General features: G+C 67.5%; 25 protein-coding genes. 7 read left to right on the top strand and 18 right to left on the bottom strand.

The window, feature by feature from the left end:
• Window positions 1-3: 3 nt before the first annotated feature.
• The 10 genes from rpoE to ACEN9N_RS02815 all read right to left on the bottom strand — a co-directional run bounded on the left by rpoE (window position 4) and on the right by ACEN9N_RS02815 (window position 7,691).
• Window positions 4-678, bottom strand: a complete 675-nt coding sequence (rpoE, locus tag ACEN9N_RS02860; RefSeq protein ID WP_413314991.1) for an RNA polymerase sigma factor RpoE — start codon at window positions 676-678, stop codon at window positions 4-6.
• 10 nt (window positions 679-688) lie between these two features.
• On the bottom strand, window positions 689-1,171 hold the full coding sequence (locus ACEN9N_RS02855; RefSeq protein ID WP_007830473.1) for a hypothetical protein: 483 nt from the start codon (window positions 1,169-1,171) through the stop codon (window positions 689-691).
• 16 nt (window positions 1,172-1,187) lie between these two features.
• Window positions 1,188-2,432 (bottom strand): beta-ketoacyl-ACP synthase II, encoded by a 1,245-nt coding sequence (fabF, locus tag ACEN9N_RS02850; protein WP_007830472.1) that lies wholly within the window; start codon window positions 2,430-2,432, stop codon window positions 1,188-1,190.
• Window positions 2,433-2,531: 99 nt separating this feature from the next.
• Window positions 2,532-2,771: an acyl carrier protein gene (acpP, locus tag ACEN9N_RS02845; protein ID WP_007830471.1), complete on the bottom strand. Its 240-nt coding sequence runs from the start codon at window positions 2,769-2,771 to the stop codon at window positions 2,532-2,534.
• A gap of 98 nt (window positions 2,772-2,869) precedes the next feature.
• Window positions 2,870-3,613 (bottom strand): 3-oxoacyl-ACP reductase FabG, encoded by a 744-nt coding sequence (gene fabG, locus ACEN9N_RS02840; protein ID WP_056510018.1) that lies wholly within the window; start codon window positions 3,611-3,613, stop codon window positions 2,870-2,872.
• Between the two features lie 27 nt (window positions 3,614-3,640).
• The gene (gene fabD, locus ACEN9N_RS02835; RefSeq protein ID WP_007830469.1) at window positions 3,641-4,594 is read right to left on the bottom strand and encodes an ACP S-malonyltransferase; all 954 of its coding nucleotides are present in this window, start codon (window positions 4,592-4,594) and stop codon (window positions 3,641-3,643) included.
• Window positions 4,595-4,647: 53 nt separating this feature from the next.
• Window positions 4,648-5,628 (bottom strand): beta-ketoacyl-ACP synthase III, encoded by a 981-nt coding sequence (locus tag ACEN9N_RS02830; protein ID WP_007830468.1) that lies wholly within the window; start codon window positions 5,626-5,628, stop codon window positions 4,648-4,650.
• Window positions 5,628-6,725 carry a phosphate acyltransferase PlsX gene (gene plsX / locus ACEN9N_RS02825; protein ID WP_081502619.1) on the bottom strand — a complete coding sequence of 366 codons (1,098 nt, stop codon included), beginning with the start codon at window positions 6,723-6,725 and terminating at the stop codon, window positions 5,628-5,630. The genes ACEN9N_RS02830 and plsX overlap by 1 nt, the downstream gene beginning before the upstream one ends.
• Before the next feature lie 61 nt (window positions 6,726-6,786).
• Window positions 6,787-6,969 (bottom strand): 50S ribosomal protein L32, encoded by a 183-nt coding sequence (gene rpmF, locus ACEN9N_RS02820; RefSeq protein WP_007830466.1) that lies wholly within the window; start codon window positions 6,967-6,969, stop codon window positions 6,787-6,789.
• A 164-nt stretch (window positions 6,970-7,133) separates the two neighbouring features.
• Complete coding sequence (locus tag ACEN9N_RS02815) at window positions 7,134-7,691, bottom strand: YceD family protein (RefSeq protein ID WP_495655322.1); 558 nt, start codon at window positions 7,689-7,691, stop codon at window positions 7,134-7,136.
• An 81-nt stretch (window positions 7,692-7,772) separates the two neighbouring features.
• Here ACEN9N_RS02815 and ACEN9N_RS02810 point away from each other — a divergent pair, with 81 nt between their 5' ends.
• The 3 genes from ACEN9N_RS02810 to ACEN9N_RS02800 are packed head-to-tail and all read left to right on the top strand — an operon-like array spanning window position 7,773 to window position 10,278.
• A complete protein-coding gene (locus ACEN9N_RS02810; RefSeq protein ID WP_413314997.1) occupies window positions 7,773-8,354 on the top strand; it encodes a Maf family nucleotide pyrophosphatase in 582 nt (193 codons plus the stop codon).
• Window positions 8,351-9,121, top strand: a complete 771-nt coding sequence (locus tag ACEN9N_RS02805; protein ID WP_413314998.1) for an SAM-dependent methyltransferase — start codon at window positions 8,351-8,353, stop codon at window positions 9,119-9,121. Before ACEN9N_RS02810 ends, ACEN9N_RS02805 begins: the two co-directional genes overlap by 4 nt.
• Before the next feature lie 2 nt (window positions 9,122-9,123).
• Window positions 9,124-10,278: an MFS transporter gene (locus ACEN9N_RS02800; protein WP_413314999.1), complete on the top strand. Its 1,155-nt coding sequence runs from the start codon at window positions 9,124-9,126 to the stop codon at window positions 10,276-10,278.
• 4 nt (window positions 10,279-10,282) lie between these two features.
• Here the strand turns inward: ACEN9N_RS02800 and ACEN9N_RS02795 are convergent, their stop codons facing one another.
• The 4 genes from ACEN9N_RS02795 to ACEN9N_RS02780 are packed head-to-tail and all read right to left on the bottom strand — an operon-like array spanning window position 10,283 to window position 13,446.
• Window positions 10,283-11,299 (bottom strand): S49 family peptidase, encoded by a 1,017-nt coding sequence (locus ACEN9N_RS02795; protein ID WP_007830461.1) that lies wholly within the window; start codon window positions 11,297-11,299, stop codon window positions 10,283-10,285.
• 1 nt (window position 11,300) lies between these two features.
• Window positions 11,301-11,672 (bottom strand): Rieske (2Fe-2S) protein, encoded by a 372-nt coding sequence (locus ACEN9N_RS02790; protein ID WP_495655321.1) that lies wholly within the window; start codon window positions 11,670-11,672, stop codon window positions 11,301-11,303.
• Window positions 11,673-11,681: 9 nt separating this feature from the next.
• Entirely contained in the window at window positions 11,682-12,353 is a 672-nt protein-coding gene (locus ACEN9N_RS02785) for an HAD family hydrolase (RefSeq protein WP_007830459.1), read from the bottom strand.
• Entirely contained in the window at window positions 12,346-13,446 is a 1,101-nt protein-coding gene (locus tag ACEN9N_RS02780; RefSeq protein WP_413315009.1) for an RluA family pseudouridine synthase, read from the bottom strand. The genes ACEN9N_RS02785 and ACEN9N_RS02780 overlap by 8 nt, the downstream gene beginning before the upstream one ends.
• Window positions 13,447-14,008: 562 nt before the next feature.
• On the opposite strand from ACEN9N_RS02780, the gene ACEN9N_RS02775 reads away from it, so the two are divergent.
• On the top strand, window positions 14,009-17,215 hold the full coding sequence (locus tag ACEN9N_RS02775; protein ID WP_495655320.1) for an Rne/Rng family ribonuclease: 3,207 nt from the start codon (window positions 14,009-14,011) through the stop codon (window positions 17,213-17,215).
• A gap of 212 nt (window positions 17,216-17,427) precedes the next feature.
• On the opposite strand, the gene ACEN9N_RS02770 is transcribed toward ACEN9N_RS02775, so the two are convergent.
• The 4 genes from ACEN9N_RS02770 to hemC form a co-directional block, all read right to left on the bottom strand.
• Entirely contained in the window at window positions 17,428-18,711 is a 1,284-nt protein-coding gene (locus ACEN9N_RS02770; RefSeq protein ID WP_495655319.1) for a heme biosynthesis protein HemY, read from the bottom strand.
• A 105-nt stretch (window positions 18,712-18,816) separates the two neighbouring features.
• Entirely contained in the window at window positions 18,817-19,917 is a 1,101-nt protein-coding gene (locus tag ACEN9N_RS02765) for a uroporphyrinogen-III C-methyltransferase (protein WP_413315002.1), read from the bottom strand.
• Entirely contained in the window at window positions 19,914-20,687 is a 774-nt protein-coding gene (locus ACEN9N_RS02760; protein ID WP_413315003.1) for a uroporphyrinogen-III synthase, read from the bottom strand. The genes ACEN9N_RS02765 and ACEN9N_RS02760 overlap by 4 nt, the downstream gene beginning before the upstream one ends.
• Window positions 20,688-20,703: 16 nt before the next feature.
• Window positions 20,704-21,609 carry a hydroxymethylbilane synthase gene (gene hemC / locus ACEN9N_RS02755; protein ID WP_495655318.1) on the bottom strand — a complete coding sequence of 302 codons (906 nt, stop codon included), beginning with the start codon at window positions 21,607-21,609 and terminating at the stop codon, window positions 20,704-20,706.
• Window positions 21,610-21,713: 104 nt separating this feature from the next.
• Here hemC and ppc point away from each other — a divergent pair, with 104 nt between their 5' ends.
• The 3 genes from ppc to ACEN9N_RS02740 all read left to right on the top strand — a co-directional run bounded on the left by ppc (window position 21,714) and on the right by ACEN9N_RS02740 (window position 25,571).
• Window positions 21,714-24,557: a phosphoenolpyruvate carboxylase gene (gene ppc / locus ACEN9N_RS02750; RefSeq protein ID WP_495655317.1), complete on the top strand. Its 2,844-nt coding sequence runs from the start codon at window positions 21,714-21,716 to the stop codon at window positions 24,555-24,557.
• A gap of 64 nt (window positions 24,558-24,621) precedes the next feature.
• Entirely contained in the window at window positions 24,622-25,023 is a 402-nt protein-coding gene (locus ACEN9N_RS02745) for a GFA family protein (RefSeq protein WP_007830451.1), read from the top strand.
• Window positions 25,020-25,571: a hypothetical protein gene (locus ACEN9N_RS02740; RefSeq protein ID WP_495655316.1), complete on the top strand. Its 552-nt coding sequence runs from the start codon at window positions 25,020-25,022 to the stop codon at window positions 25,569-25,571. Before ACEN9N_RS02745 ends, ACEN9N_RS02740 begins: the two co-directional genes overlap by 4 nt.
• Window positions 25,572-25,732: the final 161 nt, after the last annotated feature.

Here is a 25,732-nt window from a genome sequence, read left to right as displayed (position 1 = left end):
TACTTACCAACGCTTGCCGGACTGGTTGTCCAGCAGTGGCTTGACCCTGGCCGAAATGGCCTCGCGCGCCCGGAAAATACGCGAACGCACCGTACCGATGGGGCAATCCATGACCTCGGCAATCTCTTCGTAACTCATGCCCTCGATTTCACGCAGCGTGACCGCCTGGCGCAGCTCGACAGGGAGCGCTTCCATGGCTGCCTCGACGGCACTGGCGATTTCGTTCGCCGCCATGACCGATTCGGGGGTTTCGTCGGTGGTTGGTTCGTTTCCGGGACGGTAAGTTTCATCGTCGTCCTCAGAAGAAGGCCTCAGGGCAGCCTCGGAAATGGTTGGATCGCGCTTCATGTCCACCAGTGCCTTCTTGGCCGTGTTGACGGCGATCCGGTAGAGCCAGGTGTAGAACTGCGCCTCGCCGCGGAACTGATGCAACGCGCGGTAGGCACGAATGAAAGTTTCCTGCGCGATGTCCTCGATCAGGTCGACGTCGCGCACCATCCGCCCGATCAGCCGCTCGATGCGGCGCTGGTACTTGATGACCAGCAGTTCGAATGCCTTCTGGTCACCCGCGACGGTACGCTGGACCAGTTGGAAATCGACCTCGCCCGGACGCGGCGCCGCGGCGGGCACATCGGTCAGGCCGGATTCCGGCGGCACGGGAGGCACGGAAGTGGTCATCGACGGGAGTTCAGGGCGCGTCTGCCGGCGCCGTCGCGCGCCAGGGATCGCCAGCAGAAGCCGCGGACGGGGCGCGCGCATATATCGCGCGGCGCACGTCGCGCCAGCGCTCCGGCATGGCCCTCTGCTCGATCCAGAGCCAGCGCCTGGCGCGGCCCGGCTCGGTGAGGCCGACCAGCATCAGCGACTGGAAATCGAGCGCTGCAAATGCCCGGGCGGCATGCACGGTGCGGGAGGCAGGGGCTCCCGTCAGCGACCAATGGAGGCCGTCGAAATGCAGCACGCCCGCGCCATCGCGCCGCAAGCCGAAGCCCGCAGCGACGCCCGCGAACACGACACTGAAAACCAGCAGCAGCTGGCGCCATCCGACGCTATCGAAGAGATAGCAGGACGCGCCCGCACAGCAAGCGCCCAGGGCCCAGAGAACAACGAGAATCCGGGTTGCGCCACGCGAGCGCCCCACCGGATAGGTCACCGACGGCGCGCTGTGCATGAAAGAGCAATGCTGCTCAAGCGCGCTTGAACACCAGCGTGCCGTTGGTGCCGCCGAAGCCGAAGTTGTTCTTGACCGCGACATCGATCTTCAGATCGCGCGCCTCGTTGGCGCAGTAGTCGAGATCGCACTCCGGATCCTGGTTGAAGATGTTGATGGTCGGCGGGCTCTTCTGCTCGTGCAGCGCCATCACCGTGAACACCGATTCGATGCCCCCCGCGCCGCCCAGCAGGTGGCCGGTCATGGACTTGGTCGAATTCACGACGAGCTTCTTCGCGTGATCGCCGAATGCCAGCTTGACCGCGTTGGTCTCGTTGAGGTCGCCGATCTGCGTCGAGGTGCCGTGCGCGTTGAGGTACTGCACCTGGTCGGCATTGACGCCGGCATTGGCCAGCGCCATGGCCATCGAGCGGCGCGGGCCGTCGACGTCCGGCGCGGTCATGTGGTACGCATCGCCCGTCAGGCCGAAGCCCGCGACTTCGGCATAGATCTTGGCGCCGCGCGCCTTGGCGTGTTCGTACTCTTCAAGCACCAGCACGCCGGCGCCCTCGCCCAGCACGAAACCATCGCGGTCCTTGTCCCACGGGCGCGAGGCCGTGGCGGGATCGTCGTTGCGCGTGCTCAACGCGCGAGGCGCCGTGAAGCCGCCGATGCCGAGCGGGGAAATGGTCGATTCCGCACCGCCCGCGATCATCACGTCGGCATCGCCGTACTCGATCATGCGTGCCGACGTGCCAATGGCATGCAGGCCGGTGGTACAGGCCGTGACGACAGCGATGTTCGGGCCCTTGAAGCCGTACTTGATCGAGACGTGGCCCGAGATCATGTTGATGATCGACGCCGGCACGAAGAACGGCGAGATGCGGCGCGGGCCGCGATTCGCGTATTCGCCGTGCGTTTCTTCGATCATCGGCAGTCCGCCGATGCCGGAGCCGATGTTGCAGCCGATGCGCACGGCTTTTTCATAGGACAGCGCTTCGCCGGTCGGCAGTCCGCTATCCTGCACCGCCTGGATGGCGGCGGCGAGTCCCAGATGAATGAAGCGGTCCATGTGACGCGCTTCTTTCTCCGAGATGTATTGGGTGATGTCGAAACCTTTGACCTCACCGGCGAACTTGCAGGCGAAGGCGCTTGCATCGAACGCGGTGATGTTCGCAATACCCGACTTCCCGGCCAACAGGTTGGCCCAGGATTCGGTTGCGGTGTTTCCGACAGGAGCGATGCAACCGAGTCCGGTCACGACGACGCGGCGTTTGGTCATGCCGGCAAACCTTTCTGGAAGCGCTGAACAGTTGCCTGTCGGCGCGAGCGGTTCAAGTAAAAGCCGCCGGCCGCAGTTGCAGTGTTGTCAGCTGGCCTATCAGGCCTTTTGATTCTTGGTGGCGTAGTCGACGGCGTTTTGCACCGTGGTGATCTTCTCGGCATCTTCGTCGGGAATTTCGATGCCGAATTCGTCTTCGAGTGCCATCACGAGTTCGACCGTGTCGAGCGAGTCCGCGCCGAGGTCGGCCACGAAGGCCTTTTCATTCGTCACTTGGGACTCTTCCACGCCGAGCTGCTCGGCGATGATTTTCTTGACACGTGCTTCGATATCGCTCATTTGGTTCCCTCTGAGGGTTGTAGGTAATCGGTGGATTTTAGCCGGGCGCATTGTGGCATTTGCCGTGCACCCGGTACGGGGAAATTTGCGCCTTGCGGCTACATGTGCATGCCGCCGTTGACGTGCAGCTCCTGCCCCGTGACGTAGGACGCCTGGGGCGATGCGAGGTAAGCCACCGCGTGCGCGATGTCGGCCGGCTTGCCCAGGTGGCCCAGCGGAATCTGCTGGAGCAGCGCCTGTTGCTGGGCTTCGGGAAGGCTGGCCGTCATGTCGGTCTCGATGAAACCGGGTGCGACGCAGTTGACGGTGATGTTGCGGCTGCCCAGTTCGCGGGCCAGCGCACGGGTCATGCCCGCGACGCCGGCCTTGGCGGCCGCATAGTTGGCCTGGCCGGCGTTGCCGGAAGCGCCAACCACGCTGGTGATGCTGATGATGCGGCCGTAGCGCTGCTTCATCATCGGCCGGATCACCGCGCGCGAGAGCGAGAAGACGGCCTTGAGGTTGGTGTCGAGCACCGCATCCCAGTCGCTGTCCTTCATGCGCATGGCGAGCGTGTCGCGCGTGATGCCGGCGTTGTTCACCAGCACGTGGATTGCGCCGTAGGCCTGCACGATCTCGTCGATCAGGGCCTCGACGGCGGCGCCGTCATTCACGTCGAGTGCACGGCCGCGGCCGTCGAAGGCACTGAGGGCCGAGGTGATCTTGGCCGCGCCGTCATCGGTGGTGCCGGTGCCCACGACCTTGAGGCCGCGCTGGGCAAGTTCCAGCGCGATCGCCGCGCCGATGCCGCGCGTTGCGCCGGTGACCAGGGCGACTTGCCCTTCGAATTTGGGAATGCTCATAAGAAAAAGTGTCGGGGCCTTGCCGGTTCAGCCGGCGAGCGATTGTCGGGTGTCCGCGAGCGTGGCCGGGTCGTACACCGACGCGGCTTCCAGATCGGGGGCGATGCGCTTCACCATGCCGGCCAGCACCTTGCCGGGACCGCATTCGATGATGGCGGCTATACCGCGCAGTTTCAAGGCCTGCACGCTCTCGACCCAGCGCACCGGGCCGGCAGCCTGCCGCACCAGGGCGTCGCGAATGCGGTTGGCATCGGTTTCAACGGCAACGTCGATATTGTTCAGCACGGGAATCTGTGGCGCGGCCAGTTCAATGGAAGCCAGCTTCTCGCGCAATGCTTGCGCCGCGGGTTTCATGAGGCTCGAATGGAACGGAGCCGAAACCGGCAGCAGCAGCGCGCGCTTGGCGCCGTTGGCCTTGAGCAGTTCGCAGGCCTTGTCGACCGCGGCCTTGCTGCCGGCGATCACGGTCTGCATCGGGTCGTTGAAATTCACCGCCTCGACGATTTCCGCACTGCCGGCGCCAAAACTGGCCGTGGCTTCCGCACACCCGGCCACTACCTTGCCCGACTCCATGCCAAGCACCGCAGCCATTGCGCCGACACCGACAGGCACCGCCTGCTGCATCGCCTGCGCGCGAAAACGCACCAGCGGCGCGGCCTGCGCGAGCGTGAGCACGCCCGAAGCCACCAGCGCGGAATACTCGCCAAGCGAATGGCCGGCCACGGCGGAAGGCGTCGCGCCTCCCTCCGCCAGCCAGGCACGCCACGCGGCCACGCCGGCAACCAGCATCACGGGCTGGGTGTTGGTGGTGAGCGCCAGCTCTTCCTTGGGACCATTCTTGATCAACGCACCGATGTCTTCGCCGAGCGCTTCGGAAGCTTCGCGAAGCGTTTCGGCCACAGCCGGATGATCGCCCCAGGCGTCGAGCATGCCGACGGCCTGCGAGCCCTGACCCGGAAAGACAAAAGCAAAGGATTTCATTGTTTCAAGCGTCATCTTGCATCGCAGCACCCTCTTCCGGGCGCTGCAACGCACTACAGATTCAACAGCACCGCGCCCCAGGTGAAGCCGCCGCCCACGCCCTCGAGCATGAGTGTCTGGCCCTTTTTCACCTTGCCGGAGCGCACGCCCTCATCGAGCGCCAGCGGAATCGATGCAGCGGAGGTGTTGCCGTGCTCGTTCACCGTGACGATCAATCTCTCGCGCGGAAGCTTCAGCTTCTTCGCCGTACCTTCCATGATGCGGATGTTGGCCTGGTGCGGGATGAGCCAGTCGATATCGGCATCGGTCTTGCCGGCCTTGGCCAGCGTGGTGCGCGCAGCTTCCTCGAGCACGCGCACTGCGAGCTTGAAGACGGCCTGGCCATCCATGTGCAGCAGCGGCGTGCCCAGCACGTTGCCGCCGGACACGTGGCCCGGCACGCAAAGAATGCCGACGTGCTTTCCGTCCGCATGCAGGTCGCTGGCCAGGATGCCGGGCTCCTGACTGGCTTCGAGCACCACCGCGCCCGCGCCGTCGCCGAACAGCACGCAGGTGGTGCGGTCATTGAAGTCGAGGATGCGGGAGAACACTTCGGCGCCCACCACCAGTGCGCAGCGCGCGGAGCCGGTGCGGATCATCGCGTCGGCAACGGTGAGCGCATAGACGAAGCCGCTGCAGACCGCCTGGACGTCGAATGCCGGGCAGCCGGCAATGCCGAGCTTGTTCTGCAGGATGGCGGCCGACGACGGGAACACCATGTCGGGCGTCGAGGTCGCGACGATGATCAGGTCGACGTCGCTGGCCTTGCGGCCGGCGGCTTCCAGGGCGTGCCGGGCCGCTTCGAAACCAAGGTCGCTGCTCGTGACGTCCGGCGCGGCGAAGTGCCGCGCATGGATGCCGGTGCGTTCGACAATCCATTGGTCGGAGGTTTCGATGCCGCGCGTCGCCAGATCCTTGGCGAGATCGTCATTGGTCACGCGGCGTGGAGGCAGGTAGCTGCCGGTGCCGGTAATGCGTGAGTAAGGAGGGGTCATCAAACGTGAAGGGCCGTCGCGTCGACCGGCGCCGCCGGGTCCTGCCGCGCGAGCAAAGGCGCGGCGTGGGCGATGCGGGCCCGCACGCGATCGAGCAGGTTGTTGCGAGCGGCATCATAAGCGCGATCCAGCGCATGGCCGAAAGCCACTTCGTCAGCCGAGCCATGGCTCTTGAAAACCAGGCCACGCAGGCCCAGCAGCGCTGCGCCGTTGTACCGCCGATGATCCAGGCGAGTTTTAAATGCTTTTAGGACCGGATAGGCAACAATTGCAGCAAGCTTCGTGAAAACGCTTCGCGAAAACTCGACTCGAATGAACTCGCCAATCATGGAGGCCACGCCTTCGCTGGCCTTCAGAGCCACGTTTCCGACGAACCCGTCGCAAACGACGATATCGGTGGTGCCCTTGAAGATATCGTTGCCTTCCACGTTTCCGTAGAAGTTCAGATCCTTGGAATTGGCAGCTGTACGCAGCAGTTGGCTTGCTTTTTTGATGGTTTCGCTGCCCTTGATGGCTTCTTCGCCAATATTGAGCAAGCCGACCGAAGGCGCCTCGTTACCGGTCAACGCCGAGACCAGCGCCGAACCGAGCACCGCGAACTGAAGCAGGTCCTCAGCATCGCAATCGACATTTGCGCCCAGGTCGAGCACCGTTGTCGCCCCGCCCTTCGCGTTCGGCAACTGTGGCGCGATGGCCGGGCGGTCGATGCCTTCCAGCGTCTTGAGCAGATAGCGGGCAATTGCCATCAAGGCGCCGGTGTTGCCGGCCGAGACCGCTGCCTGGGCAGCGCCGTCCTTTACCTGCTGGATTGCCACGCGCATCGAAGAGTCTTTCTTCTTGCGCAGAGCGATTTCAATCGGGTCGTCCATGCCCACCACTTCGCTGGCAGCGACGATGCGGGCACGCGGATGCGCGGCAAATCCCGCCAGCGCGGCCGGCGCACCGACCAGCAGCAACGAGGCCTCGCTGTGCCGCTCGAGAAATGCGCGGCAGGCCGCGAGCGTGACGCGCGGCCCATGGTCGCCCCCCATGCAATCCACGGCGAGCGTGATTGCGGAAGGCGCAGCAGTGATTTCGGGAGAAGAAGGCGTAGCCATCAAAACAAAGGCCCGACGCTACGGCAGAAGTAGCTTCGGGCCTTGGCCTTGGGATGCGGAATCAGGCTTCGGACTTGTTCTTGAGCACCTGGCGGCCACGGTAGAAACCGTTGGGGCTGATGTGGTGGCGCAGGTGCGTTTCGCCGGTGGTCGGCTCCACGGCGATGCCGGGAACGACCAGCGCATTGTGGGAACGGTGCATGCCGCGCTTGGAAGGCGACTTCTTGTTTTGCTGGACGGCCATGATGGCTCCTGGACTGTTAGGTGAGTGATTGGATGCGGGCTCAAGCGGTGGCAATACAGAAACTTCAGCGGCATGTATGGAATGCCCCTCTCGTTGCTACCTGTATCGCTGCTCACGGCGGCGCGCGCGAAGCCCATGATTATAGCCCAGCCGGCAGGAAAGAGCTATTTCTCATCTTCCGGCTTGCGCGAACGCAACGCACCGAGCACCGCAAAAGGGTTCGGCTTGGCTTCTTCGGCCGCCTTGAAGTCTTCGTCGCTGGACGAAAGCTGTACCGGCGTCGGGCAGACATCGTGGGCGGGCATGACGGGGATTTCCATCAGCAGTTCGTCCTCGATCAGGGCGCGCAGGTCGAAATCCCGGCTCACGACGAGCAGGTCTTCCTCGGACTCCTCGTCCTGCGCCTCGGCGGTGGCCTCATCGGCCACGAAGCGGAACCAGCGATCCACCGACAGCAGGGAATCGACGGGCGACAGGCAGCGCTGGCAAACCAGTGGCACCACGGCTTCGGCCTCCAGATGCAGCCAGGGCGTTGCCTTGCCATCCGCGCCGGGGCGTTCTTCCCCATGGGCCGCCCACCGGACCAACGCATCGGGCGCCGGAACGGCCAGTTCGGCGGCCAGGCGCTCGTAGTCAGGAACCGGGTCGGTGGCTTCCAGGGTGGCGGCAGCGGCGGCAAAGCCCGGCACATTGAGCCGTTCGGGGGCAAATTCTCTCTTCATCCGCGGCAGTCTAGCGCGCCGGACGCCCCCCCGGGCGGGACATGGCGGAGGGTCTTGAGCGGCTCACGCACAATCGTCCCCATGCAACGCACCGTGATCCTCGCCTCGACCTCGCGCTACCGCCGCGAATTGCTCTCCCGCCTGCGCCTGCCCTTCGAAGTGCACTCGCCGGAAGTCGATGAAACACCTCTTGCCGGCGAAACACCGCATGACCTCGCCGTTCGCCTCGCGCTGGAAAAGGCGAACGCCGTGGCCGCCCGCTTTCCCGACGCCGTGGTCATCGGTTCCGACCAGGTGGCCGACCTGGCGGGCGAAGCGCTCGGCAAGCCCGGCGACCACGCCCGCGCCACCGCCCAGCTGCGCCGCATGCGCGGCCAGACGCTGATCTTTCAGACAGCCGTGGCCGTCGTCTGTCACGCCACCGGCTTCGCCCAGCGCGACACCGCCCCCGTGCGCGTGGTGTTTCGCGACCTCACCGACACCGCCATCGAACACTATCTGCAAGCCGAGCAGCCCTACGACTGCGCCGGCAGCGCCAAGAGCGAAGGCCTGGGCATCGCATTGCTGAGCGCGATCGACAGCGACGACCCGACCGCACTGGTCGGCCTGCCGTTGATCCGCACCTGCCAGATGCTGCGCGCAGCGGGGGTCGATCTGCTGTGACACGACAAAAGGGCAAGCTCTACCTCGTACCCGCGCCGCTCGACTTCGGCTGCGATGTGCAAGCCCCGCTGCAGGACGCCCTGCCGCTGGGCACGCTGCAGGCGGCCGCCGGCATCACCCACTGGATCTGCGAGAACGCGAAGTCCGCGCGCGCCTACCTCAAGCGCATCGACGCAGTCGCGCCGCTGGCTGCACCACTGCAGGCTCAAGCCATCCAGGAGCTGCCGCGCGAAGTGCACAAGAAAGGCGATCATGCCGGCCAGTTCGATGCCCGCCCCCTGCTGGCCGCCGCGCTCGAAGGCCACGACATCGGCCTGCTGAGCGAAGCCGGCATGCCGGCGGTGGCCGATCCGGGCTCCTCGGTGGCGCGCGCCGCTCACGACCTGGGCATCACGGTGGTGCCGCTGACCGGCCCCGTTTCACTGCTGCTGGCGCTTGCAGCAAGCGGGCTCAATGGCCAGAACTTCGCCTTTGTCGGCTACCTGCCGCAGGACGCCGTTGAACGCCAGACCCGCATCCGCGAGCTCGAAGCGCTCGCGCTCAAGTCCGGCCAGACGCAGCTGTTCATCGAAACGCCCTACCGCAACGCCGCGCTGCTGCAGGCGCTCGTGCAGACCCTGCAGCACAACACCCGGCTCGCCGTGGCGCGCGGCCTGACGCTCGCCACCGCCCACGTGCGCAGCGAGACGATCAAGTCCTGGCGCGCCGCCAAGCCGCAAGCCACGACAGACGAACGCCTGCCCGCCGTGTTCGCCATCGGACGCTGACGATGGGCGGCGTTACCGCAGCCACGCGATGGGCATCGCGCGCGCAGTTCTTTTGCGCCGGCTTCATCTTCGCGACCTGGGGCGTGCACGTGCCGACGGTCAAGGCGCACTACGGCATCGACGAGGCGCAGCTCGGCCTGGCGATGCTCGCGGCCGGTGCCGGCGCGATGTTCGGCCTGACCAGCGCGGGCCGCTGGATCGGACGCCACGGCCCGCGCCGCGTGGCCGGCATCTGCGGCTGCATCTACGCGCTGCTGCTGGCCGGCCTGATCGCGATGCCCGGCTATGCCGCCCTGCTGGGCCTGCTGGCCGCCTTCGGCCTCGTGACCAGCGTGTTCGACGTGTCGATCAACACCGAGGCGGCGCAGCTCGAACTGCACGGAGACGCGCCCTTGATGAGCGGCATGCACGGCATGTTCAGCCTGGGCGGCATGGCCGGCGCCGCGAGCGGCAGCGCCGCGCTGGCAGCCGGACTCGGCGCGCAGGCGCACCTGCTTCTGGTCGCCGCAGCAATGGCGCTGCTCGTCGCCGCGGCCTCGACACGCATGCTGCCCAGAGCCGCCACCAGCGGAGCCACCGAGGCCGATCATGGCTTCCTGCTGCCCCGCGGCGCACTCGCGGTACTGGGCGTGCTGGCCGCGCTGGGACTGATCGCCGAGGGCGCCATCTACGACTGGAGCGTGCTCTACATGCAGCAGGAAATCGGCAGCCCGCAACAACAGGCCGCGCTGGCTTATGCGAGCTTCTCGGCCGCAATGGCGGCGGCGCGTTTCGGCGGCGACGCGATGCGCGCCCGCTTCGCACCGACCACCCTGCTGCTCGGCAGCGGCCTCCTGGCAGCGCTAGCGATGACGCTGGTACTGGCCACCGACCTGCCGTGGCTGGCGCTGATCGGCTTCGCGGGAGTAGGCGTCGGCTTTGCGAACGTGGTGCCGATCCTGTTTTCGGCTTCGGCGAAGGTGCCGGGCATCGAGCCTGCGCGAGGCATTGCATCGGTCTCGGCCCTGGCGTACCTGGGATTCATGGCGGGCCCGGCGGCAATCGGGCTGCTGGCGCGGGCGACCTCGCTGACCGCCGCGCTCTATGTGGTCGTGGCCTTCGCCGCGGCGCTGGCGGCGTCGGCGCGCTACACCGCCAGCGGCGAGAACAACAAATAGGAAATCAGCGCAGGGCCGGAGCGGTGTGCATGAGGCGCACCGTGGTTTCGGCCATCGCGGCGCCGAATTTCTTGGCCAGCTTCTCGGCCACGTTGTCGCGCCGCGTGTAGTCGATCACCTCTTCGGCCTTGATGACTTCGCGCGCCACGAAGTCGACGTTGCCCAGCTGGTCGGCAAGGCCGAATTCGACCGCCTGCTCGCCGCTCCAGAACAGGCCGCTGAACAGGCCCGGAGTGTCGAGCTTCAGGCGGTCGCCGCGGCCGGCCTTGACCACGTTGATGAACTGCGTGTGGATCTGGTTCAGCATCGTCTGCGCATGGGCGCGCTGCGCATCGCTCATCGGGCTGAAGGGATCGAGGAAGCCCTTGTTCTCGCCGGCGGTCAGCAGGCGGCGCTCGACGCCAACCTTCTCCATCACGCCCGTGAAGCCGAAGCCGTCCATCAGCACGCCGATGCTGCCGACGATGCTGGCCTTGTCGACGAAGATCTTGTCGGTGGCAGCAGCGATGTAATAGGCAGCCGAAGCGCAGGTTTCCTCGACCACGGCATAGACCGGCTTCTTGTACTTGGCCTTCAGGCGCTTGATCTCGTCGTTGATGATGCCGGCCTGCACCGGACTGCCGCCGGGCGAGTTGATCAGCAAGACCACGCCCTTGGCGCCCTCGTCCTCGAAGGCCGTCTTCATCGCAGCGACCACGAATTCCGCGCTCGCATCCCCGCCGTTGGCGATTTCGCCCTTGATCTCGACGACGGCCGTGTGGGCCGTGGTCTTGGCCGCGCTCGGCGTGCCGCGCGAGAGCGCGAACCACGCCAGGAAGACGAAGAAAGCCAGCCACGACAGGCGTACGAAGGTCTTCCAGCGGCGCGTGGCCCTCTGTTCGTTCAGCGAAGCGAAGGCGAGCTTTTCGAGCGTGGCGCGCTCCCATCCGGGGCGCTGCGTGGGATCTTTGGCCATGTTCTTGGAGGGGGCCGGCTCAAATGGCTCGAACCCTTCGGGTTCCGTTCGGTTCGGGTCGGTCATGTCAGAAGGTCAGGGGGTGAAGGTTCCAGTCAGTATGCCAGTGCACCACGCCGTCCTGCTCGCTCAGGGCGATCTTCACGAGGCCACCGCGGCATGGGCCGCCCATGCATTCACCGGTGTCGGGCTTGTAGACCGCGCCGTGCGTGGCGCACAGCAGCCACTGCCCGGTGTCGTCGAAGAAGCGGTCGGGCTGGAAGTCGAGCTCCATCGCGACATGGCTGCACCGGTTGAGAAACGCATGCGGCCGCCCCTCGAAACGCACCGCGAAAGCGCGGCATGTTTCCCCGCCGTAGACCACGTCGAAAGGCACGGCCAGGCCACCTTCGACCAGGTCCGAGGCATTGCACAGCGGAATGCGTTCTTCGTCGCTCATGGCGGGGTCTCAGGCGTTGTCGAGAAGCCAGGCTTCCAGCCCGGCCACCGAATGCGCGATGTGCAGCGGCTTGAATTCGTCGAAGCTGGCCGGTTCGTGCGCGCCGTAGCTCACGCCCACGCTGGCGGCGCCCGCGTTCTGGGCGAGCTGCAGGTCGTGCGTGGTGTCGCCGATCATCAGGGTGCGTTCCGGCGGCACGTCGAGTTCTTCCATCAGCTCCAGCAGCATGCGCGGATGCGGCTTGCCGAAGGTTTCGTCGGCCGTGCGCGAGGCGTCGAAGCGGTCGCGCAGCGCGACCGACCTGAGCGCTTCGTTGAGGCCGCGGCGCGACTTGCCCGTGGCCACGGCCAGCTTGTGGCCGCGCGCGCGCAGCGCATCGAGCATCTGCAGCACGCCGTCGAAAAGCACGAGGTCGTCCTGGTGCTGGAGGTAGTGATAGCGGTAGCGCGCGCCGAGTTCGGCATATTTTTCCTTCGGCACGTCGGGCGCCGCGCGGGCGAGCGCCTCGGCCAGGCCCAGGCCGATCACCCAGGCGGCGTCGTTCTCGCTCGGCTTGGCACCACCGACGTCGATCACCGCCGCCTGGATGCAGCGCACGATCAGGCGCGTGGAGTCGTAGAGCGTGCCGTCCCAGTCGAAGGCGATCAGGTCGAAGCGAAGGGGGCTGGGGGAATCAGTCATGGAGCGTCGGAACGGGGTGTTGGGCCAGTGCCTCGAGGGCAGCAGGCGGCATGAGCGCGTGCAACTCGGGCGGCAAGCCGGCCTGCAGCGCCACGCGATCACCGCTGGCCGGGTGGTTGAATTGCAGCCGCCAGGCATGCAGGAACATGCGCTTGAGGCCGAGTTTCTGCAGCGCACGCTGACGTTCGGACTCGCCGTATTTGTCGTCGCCCGCAATCGGATGGCCGGCCGACGCGAGGTGGACGCGGATCTGGTGCGTGCGGCCGGTCTTGATCGTCACCGCAAGCAATGACAGCGGCGTGGCATCCCCCGGCAGCGACAACCGTGCCAGCACGCGCACCAGCGTGACGGCGCGCATGGCATCCGGATGGTCCTTGGCGACCACGCGCACACGGCGCTCGCCGGCGCCCGCACCGGAGCCGTCGGGCAACAGATACTTGGCGAGCGGCGCATCGAGCACCTTCTTGTTGGCGGGCCAGGCTCCCTCGACCAGCGCCAGGTAGGTCTTGCCGGTCTCGCGTTCACGGAACTGGTCCTGCAGCGCGACCAGCGCGCTGCGCTTCTTGGCGACCAGCAGGATGCCGGAGGTTTCGCGGTCCAGCCGATGCACCAGTTCCAGGAATTTGGCGGCGGGCCGCGCCGTGCGCAATTGCTCGATCACGCCAAAGCTCACGCCGCTGCCGCCATGGACGGCCACGCCGGCCGGCTTGTCGATGGCCAGCACGGCATCGTCTTCCAGCAGCACCGGGAACTCGCGCGCCGGCGCGGGCGGAGCCGCGCCCTCTTCCGCGCGGGGCGAGATGCGGATCGGCGGCAGCCGCAGCACGTCGCCCACCTCGATGCGGGTTTCGGCCTGCGCCCGGCCCTTGTTGATGCGCACCTCGCCGGACCGGATGATCCGGTAGACGTGCGTCTTCGGGACGCCTTTCAGATGGCGGAACAGGAAGTTGTCGAGCCGCTGCCCGGCAGATTCGGCGTCGACCGTGAGGAATTTGATGGCCGAATGCGGCGCCCCGGTTTCGGTTGGGGCTTTTGGGTCTGCGGGATTTGGAGCAGCCGCCGGGCCCTGCTTCGCACCTATAATGTTTTTCACCAGCGCGGTCATGTAAGTGCTTGATTAGACAGAAGTTTAGTCCACTGCCATCAAATACCCAGGACAGCGCTGCGAGGTCGATGCCGCTTTGGCGCCGAGCTGCAAACCCCGCGCAATGGCGCAAAGTGGCAGACCAGGCACCCAAGTCAAGCCGACACCCACGAAACACCGATACGGAATACCCAGCCTGCAGCTTCCAAGCTGCCGGCGGATCGAAGCGAGTCCCTTGTTGTGTTGATGCTGCTGATTCAAATGTGCCTGCGCTGGCCGACCTGGTTTCGACCAGCGGCCTCAGGCATTGAATCGTCTGCGGCGCGCGCCACCCTTGCGCAACCGGCTATCAAAAAGATAGCCACTCAACACCGAATCTGGCTCGCGCCCATCCACGCGCCCCCACCCCGGCTGTCTTCTTGAGCTAAAGCTCGAGAGGCCTGCTCGCGCTCGGCGCGGCAGTCACAGCATCCGGGGCCCAAGCGGCAATTCCCCTGGTTTCGCGGGCGTCGTCCGTGCATCGTTGGCTCGTCAAGAGCCGGTAGAACGATACATATAAGGACAACGCATCATGAAGCGGATGCTGATCAATGCCACGCAGGCCGAAGAACGCCGCCTGGCCATCGTCGACGGGCAGAAACTGCTCGACTACGAAATCGAAATCGAAGGGCGCGAACAGCGCAAGGGCAACATCTACAAGGCGGTCGTGACCCGCGTCGAGCCTTCGCTCGAAGCCTGTTTCGTCGACTACGGCGAAGACCGCCACGGCTTCCTGCCGTTCAAGGAAATCTCCAAGCAGTACTTCGCCGAAGGCGTGTCGGCCAGCCAGGCCCGCATCCAGGACGCGATCCGCGAAGGCCAGGAACTCACCGTCCAGGTCGAGAAGGAAGAACGCGGCAACAAGGGCGCGGCCCTCACCACCTTCATCTCGCTGGCCGGCCGCTACGTCGTGCTGATGCCGAACAACCCCCGTGGCGGCGGCGTCTCTCGCCGCATCGAGGGCGACGACCGCGCCGAGCTCAAGGAGGCGATGGACCAGCTCGAGTACCCCAAGGGCATGAGCATCATCGCGCGCACCGCCGGCATCGGCCGCATCGCGTCCGAACTCCAGTGGGACCTGAACTACCTGCTCAAGCTCTGGAGCGCCATCGACGGCGCGGCCAAGGGCGGCAAGGGCGCCTTCCTGATCTACCAGGAATCGTCGCTCGTCATCCGCGCCATTCGTGATTACTTCAATCACGACATTGGCGACATCCTGATCGACACCGACGACATCTACGACCAGGCGCAGCAGTTCATGGCGCACGTCATGCCCGAGCATGCCGCCCGCGTGAAGCGCTACCGCGACGACGCGGCGCTGTTCAGCCGCTTCCAGATCGAGCACCAGATCGAATCGGCCTACGCACGCACCGTGCAGCTGCCCTCGGGCGGCGCCATCGTGATCGACCACACCGAAGCGCTGGTCTCGGTCGACGTGAACTCGGCGCGCGCCATCAAGGGCGGCGACATCGAGGAAACCGCCACCCGCACCAACCTCGAAGCCGCCGACGAAGTGGCCCGCCAGATGCGCCTGCGCGACCTGGGCGGCCTGATCGTCATCGACTTCATCGACATGGACGAGTCGAAGAACCGCCGCGAGGTCGAAAGCCGCCTGCGCGACGCGCTGCGGCAAGACCGCGCCCGTGTGCAGTTCGGCTCGATCAGCAAGTTCGGCCTGATGGAAATGAGCCGCCAGCGCCTGAAGCCCGCGCTCAGCGAAGGCTCGTCGATCCCCTGCCCCCGCTGCGGCGGCTCGGGCCACATCCGCGACACCGAGTCGAGCGCGCTGCAGATCCTGCGCATCATTCAGGAAGAGTGCCTGAAGGACAACACGGCCGCCGTGCACGTGCAGGTGCCCGTGGAAGTCGCCTCGTTCCTGCTGAACGAAAAGCGCCCCGAAATCGCCAAGATCGAACTCAAGCAGCGCGTCACCGTGCTGATGGTGCCCAACAAGACGCTCGAAACGCCCAACTACAAGCTCGAGCGCCTGAAGCACGACGATCCGCGCCTCGACCATATCGAAGCCAGCTACAAGATGGCCGACGAGATCGAAGACCCGACCTCGGTCACGCGCCGCTCGCAGGAGCCCACCAACAAGCAGACGCCGGTCATCAAGGGCGTGCTGCCCGATGCTCCCGCGCCGGTGGTGCCACCCAAGCCCGAAGCGGTGCGCACGCCTGTCGCCGCGCCCGCGCCGGTCGCTCCACCCGTGGTGAGTGCGCCGGTTCCGGCGCAGACCGGCTTCTTCGGCTGGATCAAGAACCTGTTCGGCAGCACGCCGGCACCCGCTGCAGCACCTGCGCCGGCTGCGATTCCGGTCGAGGCGCCGAAGCCCCGCCGCGACGGCCGTCCGGGCCGCGATGGCGAACAACGCGGCGGCGCACGTGACGGCGAACAGCGCCGCGGCGGCCGTGGTGGCGAAGGTCGCGGTGAAGGCCGTGGCGAGAGCGGCGGGCGCTCCGGTGGCCGCGACGGCGAACGCCGTGGTGGCCGTGGCGGCGAGCGCCGTGAAGGTCGTGAAGGTCGTGAAGGCCGCGGCAGCGAGCAGCGCAACGACGGCATCAACCAGCCGCGTGAACAACGCGAACCGCGCGAGCAGCGTGAGCCCCGCGAGCCGCGTGAAGCGCGCGCACCGCGTGACGGCGAACAGCGCCGCAACGGCCGTGGCGAGCGCCGCGAAGGCGAAGGCCGTGAAGGCCGCAACAACGCACCGGTCGAGGCCCTCGACGGCAACATCAGCCTGGAAGCCCAGCAACTGGCATCCGGCGCCGTCGCAGGCGACGAAGGCAACGCAGTTGAACGCGCACCCCGCGCCCGCGGCGAACGCCGTGAACGTGGCGAGCGCAATGAGCGTGGCGAACGTGCTGAACGCGGCAACGACCGTGGCGGCGAACGCGCCGAGCGCAACGGCGACAACGGCCAGCCGCGCGGCGACGCGGCACCCGCTGGCGACGAAGCCGCACAAGGCGAGCGCCAGCCCCGCAACGGCCGCGACGAACAGCGCGCTCCGCGTGGTGACCGTGGTGGCGATCGTGGCGACCGCAACGACGGCCGCCGCGAACGCCGCAACGATGCGCCGCAAGCCGAAGCGGATGCACGCGGCGCCGAAGCCGCGGTTTCCGATGCAGCGCAAGGCAATGAAGCCATCAACGGCAACAACGAGCAGATGCCCCGCCGCGAAGGCGACGAGCGCCGCGGCCGTTCGCGCGACCGCTACGGCCGTGACCGCCGCGAACGCGGCCCGCGCGACGAAGCCGAAGCCGGCAACACGGCCGGCGCGCCGGTCGCCGAAGGCGCCGCGGCGGAAGCCCCGGAGTCCCGTCCGCAGCAGCAACTGCCGCTGGTGTCGGAACGCGCCGAAGCAGCTCAAGAAGTTGCCGCACCACAGCAGGTCCGCAGCGAGCGCCCGGCACCGGTGTCCGCACCGATCGTGGTTGAAAGCGCCAAGGCGCCCGCAGCCGCCAACGGCCGCGCACTGCCCAAGGTCCAGTCCTTCGAGCTGCCGCTGGCCGAACTCGCGCAGATCGCCGAGAACTCGGGCCTGCAGTGGGTCAACTCGGACGCCGAGCGCATCGCCCAGGCCCGCGCCGCCATCGAGGCCGAGCCGAAGCCGGTGCATGTGCCGCGCGAACGCCCGCCGGTGGTCGTGCTCGACGAAGGTCCGCTGGTGCTGGTCGAAACCCGCCGCGACCTCGGCTCGATGTCGCTGCCGTTCGAGCAGCAGCAACGCACGCTCTGAGCGACACACGCCCGCAACCAAAAACGGCGCCATCTGGCGCCGTTTTTTTATGCCTTGCAATGAGCCGGCAGCTCGGATCGCCGCGCGAATACCATGGCTGGATCGCCGGGATATCTTCAGGGCGCGTCGGGCTACGACGCGGTCATGGCGGCCCGCTCGGGACTCCGGGAGTGCGCCCCGCCCGCGCTCATTGCACCCGCCGCTGCAGACGCTCAGCTGTTCTCGACCTGCGCCGCGCGCTTCCACGCCTCGGCAGCCTGCTCGGTGTCGTTGCGGTCTTCGGCCAGCCTGGCCAGTGCGAGCCAGGCGCGGCGGTACAGCTCGGTGTCCTGCAGTCCCAGGCCGGCCTGCGTCAGCAACTGCTGGGCCTTGCCCCACAGCTGGCGCTTCATGCAGGCCATGCCCGCAAGGTATTGCAGGTTCGGGTCGCGCGGGTTGTTGCGCTGTGCACTTTCAATGCGCGCCAGCCAGTCGGCGTCCACCGAATCGAGCCCGGCTTCGAGCGCGCGCGCGAGCTTGACGCGCAACGCGTCGCCCAGCCCACGCGGATTGGCCACCATGCGCTCCCAGGCCGGCAACAGCCAGCCGCGCGCCAGCGCGAGGTCGCCGCGCAACGCGACCATGCGTTGTGCGGCATGGATCGCCACCTCGGGCATTCCGCGTTCGTTGGCATCGAGTTCGGTCCAGGCGCGAAGCAACTGCGCAGGATCGTGCGCGCCCGACAGCAACTCGGTCGCGAGGCCGCGCACGATGCTCTGCGCCGCGGCTTCCGAGAACGCCCGGTGCTTGGCCAGCAGGCGCGCGGTTTCGAGCGCCTCGAGCGTGCGGCGATCCTGCCGCGCCGCCTTGAGCCGCAACCGCAGGGCCAGCGTGCGGCGCTGCGCGCCTTGCGGCAGCTCTTCGAGCCGCGCGAGCGCCGCCGCCGCATCGCGGTCTTCGAGCGCCCAGCGCGCCGCGCGCAGCTGCGCGCCTTCACGCGTCTCCGGGCTGGCGAGCACGGCGCGGTCCACACTTTCGTTGAGGGCCTGCTGCAGATGCGCGTCGCGCGCCGGCTTGTCCTGCAGGGCCTGCGCGCTCTCGGCGGCCAGCAGGTGCGACAGCACGCGCACCTGCTGCGCCTGCGGCAGGCCGGCGCCGAGTGCCGCCAGCGTCTTCTCCTGCGTGAGCGCGGCCTGCGCGGCCTTGCGCGCGCGCGAGAAACGGCCCGCGATCAGCTGCACCATCGCATCGAGCAGCGCCGCATGCAGCGTGCGCTCCTTCTGCTGCAGCCGCCACTGGCGCGCCTGCGTCGGCAGCGAGAACAGCGCCGCCAGCGCCCGCAGCGCCGCGTGCAGCAGCACGAAGGCCACGAGCAGGATCACGAGCACGAGGTTCAGCGACAGATCGACGCGCCATGGCGGCCAGAACACGGTGATCGTGCCCTGGTTGTTGCCCGCGAACAGGGCGACCGCCGCGGCGACGGCGAACAGGGCGAGGAGCCAGATTGCAGCGCGCATGTCAGCGATCGCCGCCGGGCCGCCCCAAGGCGAGCCGCGCCTTCCCCAAGGGGGATGGCGAATTGCACGGAGCGAAGCAAGTGAAAAGCCGGTGGGTCATTCGTTCTAGCGCCCTGCGGCCGCGGTGGCCAGTGCCGCCAGCGTGTCGTCGATGCGCACCGGCTCGGTCGTCTTCAGCTGGGCCTGCAATTGCTGCAGCAGCGTGGCGGCAGCCTGGGTGCGGCGCGATGCGGGATCGAAATAGCGGTTGAGCGACGCGGTCACCTGCGACAGCTCGCTGCGCGTGGCTTCCATCTGCCGCGACAGCAGCGAAAGGCGCGCGTTGAGCAGCTTGAGCTTGAGGTTCTCGCGCAGGAAATAGGACTGCTCGGGCGCCAGCAGGATCGCCTCCGGGCTCTGGATGCGGCCGACGCGCACCAGCGAGCGGGCTTCGCCGCGCACCGTGAGCAGTGCGCGCTGCCACCACGGCGCATCGGCGGGAATCGGTTCGGCCTGCCAGGCGTTGGTGCCGTTGCCGCGCACGGCAACTGCGTTGAGCGTGGGCAGGTCGTCTACGCCGCGCATCAGTTCGTCGAGCTTCTGCAGCGCTTCGGCGCTGTCGGTGCTGACGCTGCTGCGCAAGCGGTCGGCATCGCGCTGCATGGCTCGCTGCAGGGGGGTCAGCCGCGGCTGCGCGGCACGCGCGATGCGCACGTCGCCGGCCTTGAGCGCGGCCAGCAGCGGCTCGACGCTGCCCGTGACCTGTGCCTGCTGCAAGGCAAGGCGCACGGCCGAGTCGATGTCGACCACGAGGTTCTCGTCGCGCGAACGCGAGAGGCTTTGAATCAGTTCTTCGAGCTGCGAGCGCTGCAGCGCGACTTCGGCCACGCGGGTTTCGACCAGGGCCACACGGGCCGAAGCGTCGCGCACCGTGTCGCTCGCCTGGCGCGCCAGCGTGCGCGCCTCCATCGATTGCGCGATGGCGTCAGCGCTCTGGCGCGCCAGTTGCTCCTTCATGCCGCTGACCTTCTGCCACAGCGCGATCGCAATCAGCAATGCGGCCAGCGCCACGAGGGCCACCAGGCCGAACGCCACGCGGGAGAGAAGCAGCGCGCCCGCGGCCTGCGCGGCCGGCGTCTGGTGCGGTGCCAGCGTGGCAGGCACCGGCGCGGTGGCAGCGGTTGGGGAAGAAGGGGAAAGATCGTCTGACGGGGACGCGGCGCTCATGCCAGGGATTCTATAGACGCGATCAGCGCATCCAGCAGCGGCGTGCTTACACGCAACGCCCCGAAACCCGCGGCCCGCGCGGCTTCGCCGATGCGTGCATGCGTGGCGACCGCGCTTGCGGCATGCCAGTCGACGCCAGGCATCGCCCGCTGGAGATTGCCGATGGCCTCGGAACTGCTGAAGAGCCAGATCGCGCGGCCCTCGGCACCATCGATGGCCAACTGGCGTTGTACGACGTCCAGCGATGGCGACAGCCGGCGGTATGCCACCACGGTGTCGCGATGGCCGCCCGCGGCATCGATCTCGTTGGCGAGCCAGTCGCGCCCCGTCGGTCGTCCGGCCTCGTCGCCGCCGCGCACGATCAGCACGCGCACGCCGGCCGATACCTGGGCCTGCACGCGCTCCCACAGCGCTTCGGAGTCGAAGCGCGTGGCTTCGGGCGGCGGCGCGTCGATGGACCCGGTCGGCACGCCGGCACGAAGCAAGGCGCGCGTGGTACCCGGGCCCGTGGCCCAGAAGCGGCATCCCGCCAATGCGCGGGCAGGCTCCCTGTGCTGGAAGAAATGCTCGACGGCCGTGGCGCTCACGAACATCAGCGCCGAGTAGTCCGCGAGTTGCCGCCACGCCGTGCGCAAGGGCTCGGCATCGACCACCGGCTCGATCACGATGAGCGGCAGCGCGACTGCGTCGAGTCCCGCTGCGCGCAGGTCCCTCACCCATTGCACTGCCTCGCGCGCCGGCCGCGTGACGATGACGGGACGGGCGGTCATGCGATGACCACGGATGTCAGTGGGCTCCGGCGTCGCGCAGCAGCGCCGCGGCGCGCTGGCCGAGCGCGTCGGCCTCGGCGAAGCCGGCGGCGGGCGCCAGCGCATGCACCTTCACCAGCGGCGCGTTGCCTTCCGGGTCGCCCCACGCTGCATCGATGCGCAACGCGCCATCGGCCTGCCATCGCGCGTGGGCCGCGAGCGGCATCGAGCAGCTGCCGCCCATTGCGCGGCTCACCGCGCGCTCGGCGGTGGTGGAAAGCCAGTCGCCGTCATGGGCCAGCGAGCCCAGCAGCCCGATGAGGTCGGTGCGGTCCGCGCGCACCTCGATGCCCAATGCACCCTGCCCCGCGGCCGGCAGCATGGTGTCGGGGTCGAAGGCCACGCGGATGCGGCTCTCGAGCCCCAGCCGCTTGAGCCCGGCCGCCGCCAGCACGATGGCGTCGTACTGTCCTTCGTCGAGCTTGCGCAGGCGGGTGTCGAGGTTGCCGCGCAGCGGTTCGATGCGCAGGTCGGGCCGCAGCGCGCGCAGCAGCACCAAGCGGCGCAGGCTGGAGGTGCCGACCACCGCGCCCTGCGGCACTGCGTCGAGCGAGTCGTAGCGCGGAGAGACGAGCGCATCGCGCGGGTCTTCGCGCTCCAGCACGCAGGCGAGCGCAAAGCCTTCCGGCAGGTCCATCGGCACGTCTTTCAGCGAATGGACCGCGATGTCGGCGCGTCCTTCTTCGAGCGCGAGTTCGAGCTCTTTCACGAAGAGCCCCTTGCCGCCCACCTTGCTGAGCGAGCGATCGAGGATCTGGTCGCCGGTGGTGGTCAGGCCGAGCAGGCTGACCGTGTGGCCCTTTTCTTGCAAAAGCACCTGCACGTGTTCGGCTTGCCAGAGTGCCAGGCGGCTTTCGCGCGTGGCGATCACGATATTGCTCAAGACCTGTTCCAAAAGTACGTGTTCCAAACCCTTGGAATGCTAGCATGTTGCGCCGCAGCAACGCAGACGGCGCATCCATTCAAGAAGTCCAGGACCAACATCGAATGAAAGCCAGCAAGACCCCTGCTCCCCCCAAGCGCCGCCAGGCCGAAGACCAGCCGTTGATCGACGACATCCGGCTGCTGGGCCGGATCCTCGGCGACGTGATCCGGGAGCAGGAGGGAGACGAGACCTACGCGCTGGTCGAGAAGATCCGCACCTTGTCCGTGGCTTTTCGCCGCGATGCCGACCACGCCGCCGACCGCGCGTTGAAGAACCTGCTCAAGGGCCTGAGCGCGGCCGAGACGGTGCGCGTGATCCGCGCCTTCACCTACTTCAGCCACCTGGCCAACCTCGCGGAAGACCGTCACCAGATCCGCCGCCGCACCGAAACCGAGCGCGCCGGCGAAAGCGTCGACGGCGACCTGCAGACCGCCCTCGCCCGCATCCGCAAGGCGGGCGTGAAGCCCGACGAAATCGTTGCCTCGCTGGCCCACAGCTACGTCTCGCCGGTGCTCACCGCGCATCCGACCGAGGTGCAGCGCAAGAGCATCCTAGACGCCGAGCGCGCCATCGCGCAACTGCTCACCGCGCGCGACGAGATCAAGCTGCGCCAGAGCGCCTACGCCGGGGGAAAGGACGCGCTCACGCCACTCGAATTCGCCGAGAACGAAACGCAGATGCGCATCCGCGTCACGCAGATCTGGCAGACGCGCCTGCTGCGCTTTTCCAAGCTCACCGTGGCCGACGAAATCGAGAACGCGCTGAGCTACTACGAAGCTACCTTCCTGCGCGAGATCCCGCGCGTGTACGCCGACCTCGAAAAGGCCCTGGCCCAGGGCGGCCACACACCCTCGGTCGCCCCCTTCCTGCGCATGGGCCAGTGGATCGGCGGCGACCGCGACGGCAACCCCAACGTCACCGCCGAGACGCTCGAATACGCACTGAGCCGCCAGTGCGAACTGGCGCTGCGCTACTACCTCACCGAGGTGCACTACCTCGGCAGCGAGCTGTCGCTGTCGGCCACGCTGGTCGACGTGTCGGTCGAGATGCAGGCGCTGGCCGAGCGCTCGCCCGACAAGAGCGAACACCGCAAGGACGAGCCCTACCGCCGCGCGCTCACCGGTGTGTATGCGCGCCTCGCGGCCACGCTGCGCGAGCTCACTGGCGGCGAGGCCGCGCGCCACGCCGTCGCGCCGCAGAACCCGTACGCCACGGCCGAAGAGTTCCTGGCCGACCTGCGCACCGTGGCCGAGTCGCTCGAGGAAAAGCACGGCACCGTGCTCGCCGCGCCGCGCCTGCTGCCGCTGATTCGTGCGGTGGAGGTGTTCGGATTTCACCTGGCCACAGTCGACCTGCGCCAGAGCTCCGACAAGCACGAGGCCGTGATCGCCGAGCTGCTGGCCACCGCGCGCATCGAGCCTTCGTATGCCTCGCTGGCCGAAGAGGCCAAGCAGACGCTGCTGCTCAAGCTGCTCGACGACGCCCGCCCGCTGCGCGTGCCCGACGCCGACTACTCGCCGCTCGCGAAGAGCGAGCTGGCCATCTTCGCCGCCGCCCGCACCGCGCGTGCGCGCTATGGCGCCGCGGCCATCCGCCACTACATCATCAGCCACACCGAAACGGTGAGCGACCTGCTCGAAGCACTGCTGCTGCAGAAGGAAGTGGGCCTGCTGCGCGGCGCGATGGACAGCAACGCCACCTGCGACCTGATCGTGGTGCCGCTGTTCGAAACCATCGAAGACCTGCGCAACGCCGCGCCCATCGTGCGCGCCTTCTACGCGCTGCCGAACATCCAGGCGCTCATCGAACGCTCGGGCGCCGAACAGGACGTGATGCTCGGCTACAGCGACAGCAACAAGGACGGCGGCATCTTCACCAGCAACTGGGAGCTTTACCGCGCGGGCATCGCGCTGGTATCGCTGTTCGACGAGCTGAACAAGAAGAAGGCCAACCCGATTCGCCTGCGCATGTTCCACGGCCGCGGCGGCACGGTGGGGCGCGGCGGCGGCCCGAGCTACCAGGCGATCCTTGCGCAGCCGCCGGGCACGGTGCGCGGCCAGATCCGCCTCACCGAGCAGGGCGAAGTCATCGGTTCTAAGTACGCCAACCGCGAGATCGGCCGGCGCAACCTCGAGACGCTGGTGGCCGCCACGCTCGAAGCCACGCTGCTGCCGCAGGGCAAGCTGGCGCCGGCCACCTTCCTCTCGGCGGCCGGCGAACTCTCGACAGCGAGCATGGCCGCATACCGCAAGCTGGTGTACGAAACCCCGGGCTTCGGCGACTACTTCTTCGGCTCCACTCCGATCCGCGAGATCGCCGAACTCAACATCGGTTCGCGCCCCGCGTCGCGCAACCCGAGCCACAAGATCGACGACCTGCGCGCAGTGCCGTGGAGCTTCAGCTGGGGCCAGTGCCGCCTGACCATTCCGGGCTGGTTCGGTTTCGGTTCGGGCGTGGAGCAATTCCTGGCCGCCGCCGGCACCGCCGCGGGCAAGAAGGAACGCGTGGCCCTGCTGCAGCGGATGTACGCGCAATGGCCCTTCTTCCGCACGCTGCTGTCGAACATGGACATGGTGCTGGCCAAGAGCGACCTCGCACTGGCGTCGCGCTACGCCGAGCTGGTTACGGACCGCAAGCTGCGCCAGAAGGTGTTCTCGATGATCGACGCCGAATGGCACCGCACGTCGGATGCGCTCACGCTCATCACCGGCGCGAAGCAGCGGCTCGAAGGCAATGCCGAGATGCAGCGCTCGGTGCGCCACCGTTTCCCCTACATCGATCCGCTGCATCACCTGCAGGTCGAGCTGATGCGGCGCTACCGCGCGGGCGACGGCGGCGAGCGGCTGCAGCGCGGCATCCACATCTCGATCAACGGGGTGGCGGCGGGGCTGCGCAACACGGGATGACGCATCCGGGGGAGAGGCGAAAGCGGGCATAGACTCGCTGCCCCAACACCCAAGAGAGATCGCCATGAAAGGCTCCTGCCTCTGCGGCACCGTCCGGTACGAAGCCGCCCGCCTCGCCGGGCCCATCGCCCACTGCCATTGCGCGACCTGCCGCAAGGCGCACAGCGCGGCCTTCACCACGACCGCTCGCGTCGACAGGTCCGACTTCCGCTGGACCGCGGGCGAAGACGCCATCGGTTCGTTCGAGTCGACGCCCGGCAAGCTGCGCCATTTCTGCACCCGCTGCGGCACGCACCTCGTGGCCGAATGGGTGGCGCAGCCGCAGGTGATCCTGCGTCTGGGTTCGCTCGACGACGACCCGGGCCAGCGTCCAAGCGCGCACATCTGGACCTCGCACGAAGTGCCGTGGTTGGACCACGCTTGCGACATTCCCTCCTTTGCGGAAGCAGCACCGCCCAAGGCATGAGCACGAAGATCCAGTTCCGCCGAAAGGTCATCGTCGCCGTGCTGTTGTGCGTGGCCATCGGCGGCGCCGTCGTGCGGCACTACGCAGTACCCGGCTCCACCACCCGCGACATCGGCACGCTGCTGATGGTGCTGTGGGTGCCGATCATCGGCAACGTCATCGCGTGGCTCATCAGCAAGCGGCCACGCCGCGCGCCGCCGCCCGCGGCCGTGGCGCCACCGAGCTTCGACACGCTGGGCGCCTTCGCGCCGCATGTGCTCGCCGAGCTCACCTTCCGCAAGCCGGCCCTGCCCTCGCAGGACATTCCGATCGCGCCGGGCGAATACCGCTGCGCGCTGGTGATCGACAAGGAAGGCTTCTCGGCGCGCTGGGTCGTGCCGCCGGGCGATGCGCTGGAGCGCGGCAAGCCTGCGGCGCTGGAGATCGAGTTTCTCTCGCCGGCCATTGCCCAACCGAAGTTTCCGCAGGGCGCGGCCTTTCGCATGCTGATCGGCGACTCGTTCATCGCCGATGGCCGGATATTGCAGCTGCGGCCAACGCTCACCTGAGCCGCGCCAGCGGGCATGCGGATGGCGATAGCCATCAAAAGGGCCGATTGTTCGCCCTCGGGAAACTGACTACTGCTTCCCGGCCCCTATGTCGCGCACGCGACCGCTCGCACACTCGAATGCCTCTTCACCAGCATTGGCGAGTTCGTCGCCGGTGCTTC

The sequence above is a fragment of the Variovorax sp. Varisp46 genome, assembly GCF_059491885.1.
This window is presented reverse-complemented; position numbering and strand designations above follow the sequence as displayed.

Bases quoted from the DNA above. Each gene is read 5' to 3' on its own strand.
- ACEN9N_RS02765 (WP_413315002.1), bottom strand. From the start codon at position 19,917: ATGAGCGCCGCGTCCCCGTCAGACGATCTTTCCCCTTCTTCCCCAACC.
- ACEN9N_RS02785 (WP_007830459.1), bottom strand. From the start codon at position 12,353: ATGACTGATTCCCCCAGCCCCCTTCGCTTCGACCTGATCGCCTTCGAC.
- acpP (WP_007830471.1), bottom strand. From the start codon at position 2,771: ATGAGCGATATCGAAGCACGTGTCAAGAAAATCATCGCCGAGCAGCTC.
- fabG (WP_056510018.1), bottom strand. From the start codon at position 3,613: ATGAGCATTCCCAAATTCGAAGGGCAAGTCGCCCTGGTCACCGGCGCA.
- ACEN9N_RS02760 (WP_413315003.1), bottom strand. From the start codon at position 20,687: ATGACCGCCCGTCCCGTCATCGTCACGCGGCCGGCGCGCGAGGCAGTG.
- ACEN9N_RS02740 (WP_495655316.1), top strand. From the start codon at position 25,020: ATGAGCACGAAGATCCAGTTCCGCCGAAAGGTCATCGTCGCCGTGCTG.
- fabD (WP_007830469.1), bottom strand. From the start codon at position 4,594: ATGAAATCCTTTGCTTTTGTCTTTCCGGGTCAGGGCTCGCAGGCCGTC.
- ACEN9N_RS02770 (WP_495655319.1), bottom strand. From the start codon at position 18,711: ATGCGCGCTGCAATCTGGCTCCTCGCCCTGTTCGCCGTCGCCGCGGCG.
- rpoE (WP_413314991.1), bottom strand. From the start codon at position 678: ATGACCACTTCCGTGCCTCCCGTGCCGCCGGAATCCGGCCTGACCGAT.
- ACEN9N_RS02790 (WP_495655321.1), bottom strand. From the start codon at position 11,672: ATGAGCGACGAAGAACGCATTCCGCTGTGCAATGCCTCGGACCTGGTC.
- ACEN9N_RS02800 (WP_413314999.1), top strand. From the start codon at position 9,124: ATGGGCGGCGTTACCGCAGCCACGCGATGGGCATCGCGCGCGCAGTTC.
- fabF (WP_007830472.1), bottom strand. From the start codon at position 2,432: ATGACCAAACGCCGCGTCGTCGTGACCGGACTCGGTTGCATCGCTCCT.
- plsX (WP_081502619.1), bottom strand. From the start codon at position 6,725: ATGGCTACGCCTTCTTCTCCCGAAATCACTGCTGCGCCTTCCGCAATC.
- ACEN9N_RS02830 (WP_007830468.1), bottom strand. From the start codon at position 5,628: ATGACCCCTCCTTACTCACGCATTACCGGCACCGGCAGCTACCTGCCT.
- ACEN9N_RS02810 (WP_413314997.1), top strand. From the start codon at position 7,773: ATGCAACGCACCGTGATCCTCGCCTCGACCTCGCGCTACCGCCGCGAA.
- rpmF (WP_007830466.1), bottom strand. From the start codon at position 6,969: ATGGCCGTCCAGCAAAACAAGAAGTCGCCTTCCAAGCGCGGCATGCAC.
- ACEN9N_RS02795 (WP_007830461.1), bottom strand. From the start codon at position 11,299: ATGACCGACCCGAACCGAACGGAACCCGAAGGGTTCGAGCCATTTGAG.
- ACEN9N_RS02775 (WP_495655320.1), top strand. From the start codon at position 14,009: ATGAAGCGGATGCTGATCAATGCCACGCAGGCCGAAGAACGCCGCCTG.
- ACEN9N_RS02745 (WP_007830451.1), top strand. From the start codon at position 24,622: ATGAAAGGCTCCTGCCTCTGCGGCACCGTCCGGTACGAAGCCGCCCGC.
- ppc (WP_495655317.1), top strand. From the start codon at position 21,714: ATGAAAGCCAGCAAGACCCCTGCTCCCCCCAAGCGCCGCCAGGCCGAA.
- ACEN9N_RS02855 (WP_007830473.1), bottom strand. From the start codon at position 1,171: ATGCACAGCGCGCCGTCGGTGACCTATCCGGTGGGGCGCTCGCGTGGC.
- ACEN9N_RS02815 (WP_495655322.1), bottom strand. From the start codon at position 7,691: ATGAAGAGAGAATTTGCCCCCGAACGGCTCAATGTGCCGGGCTTTGCC.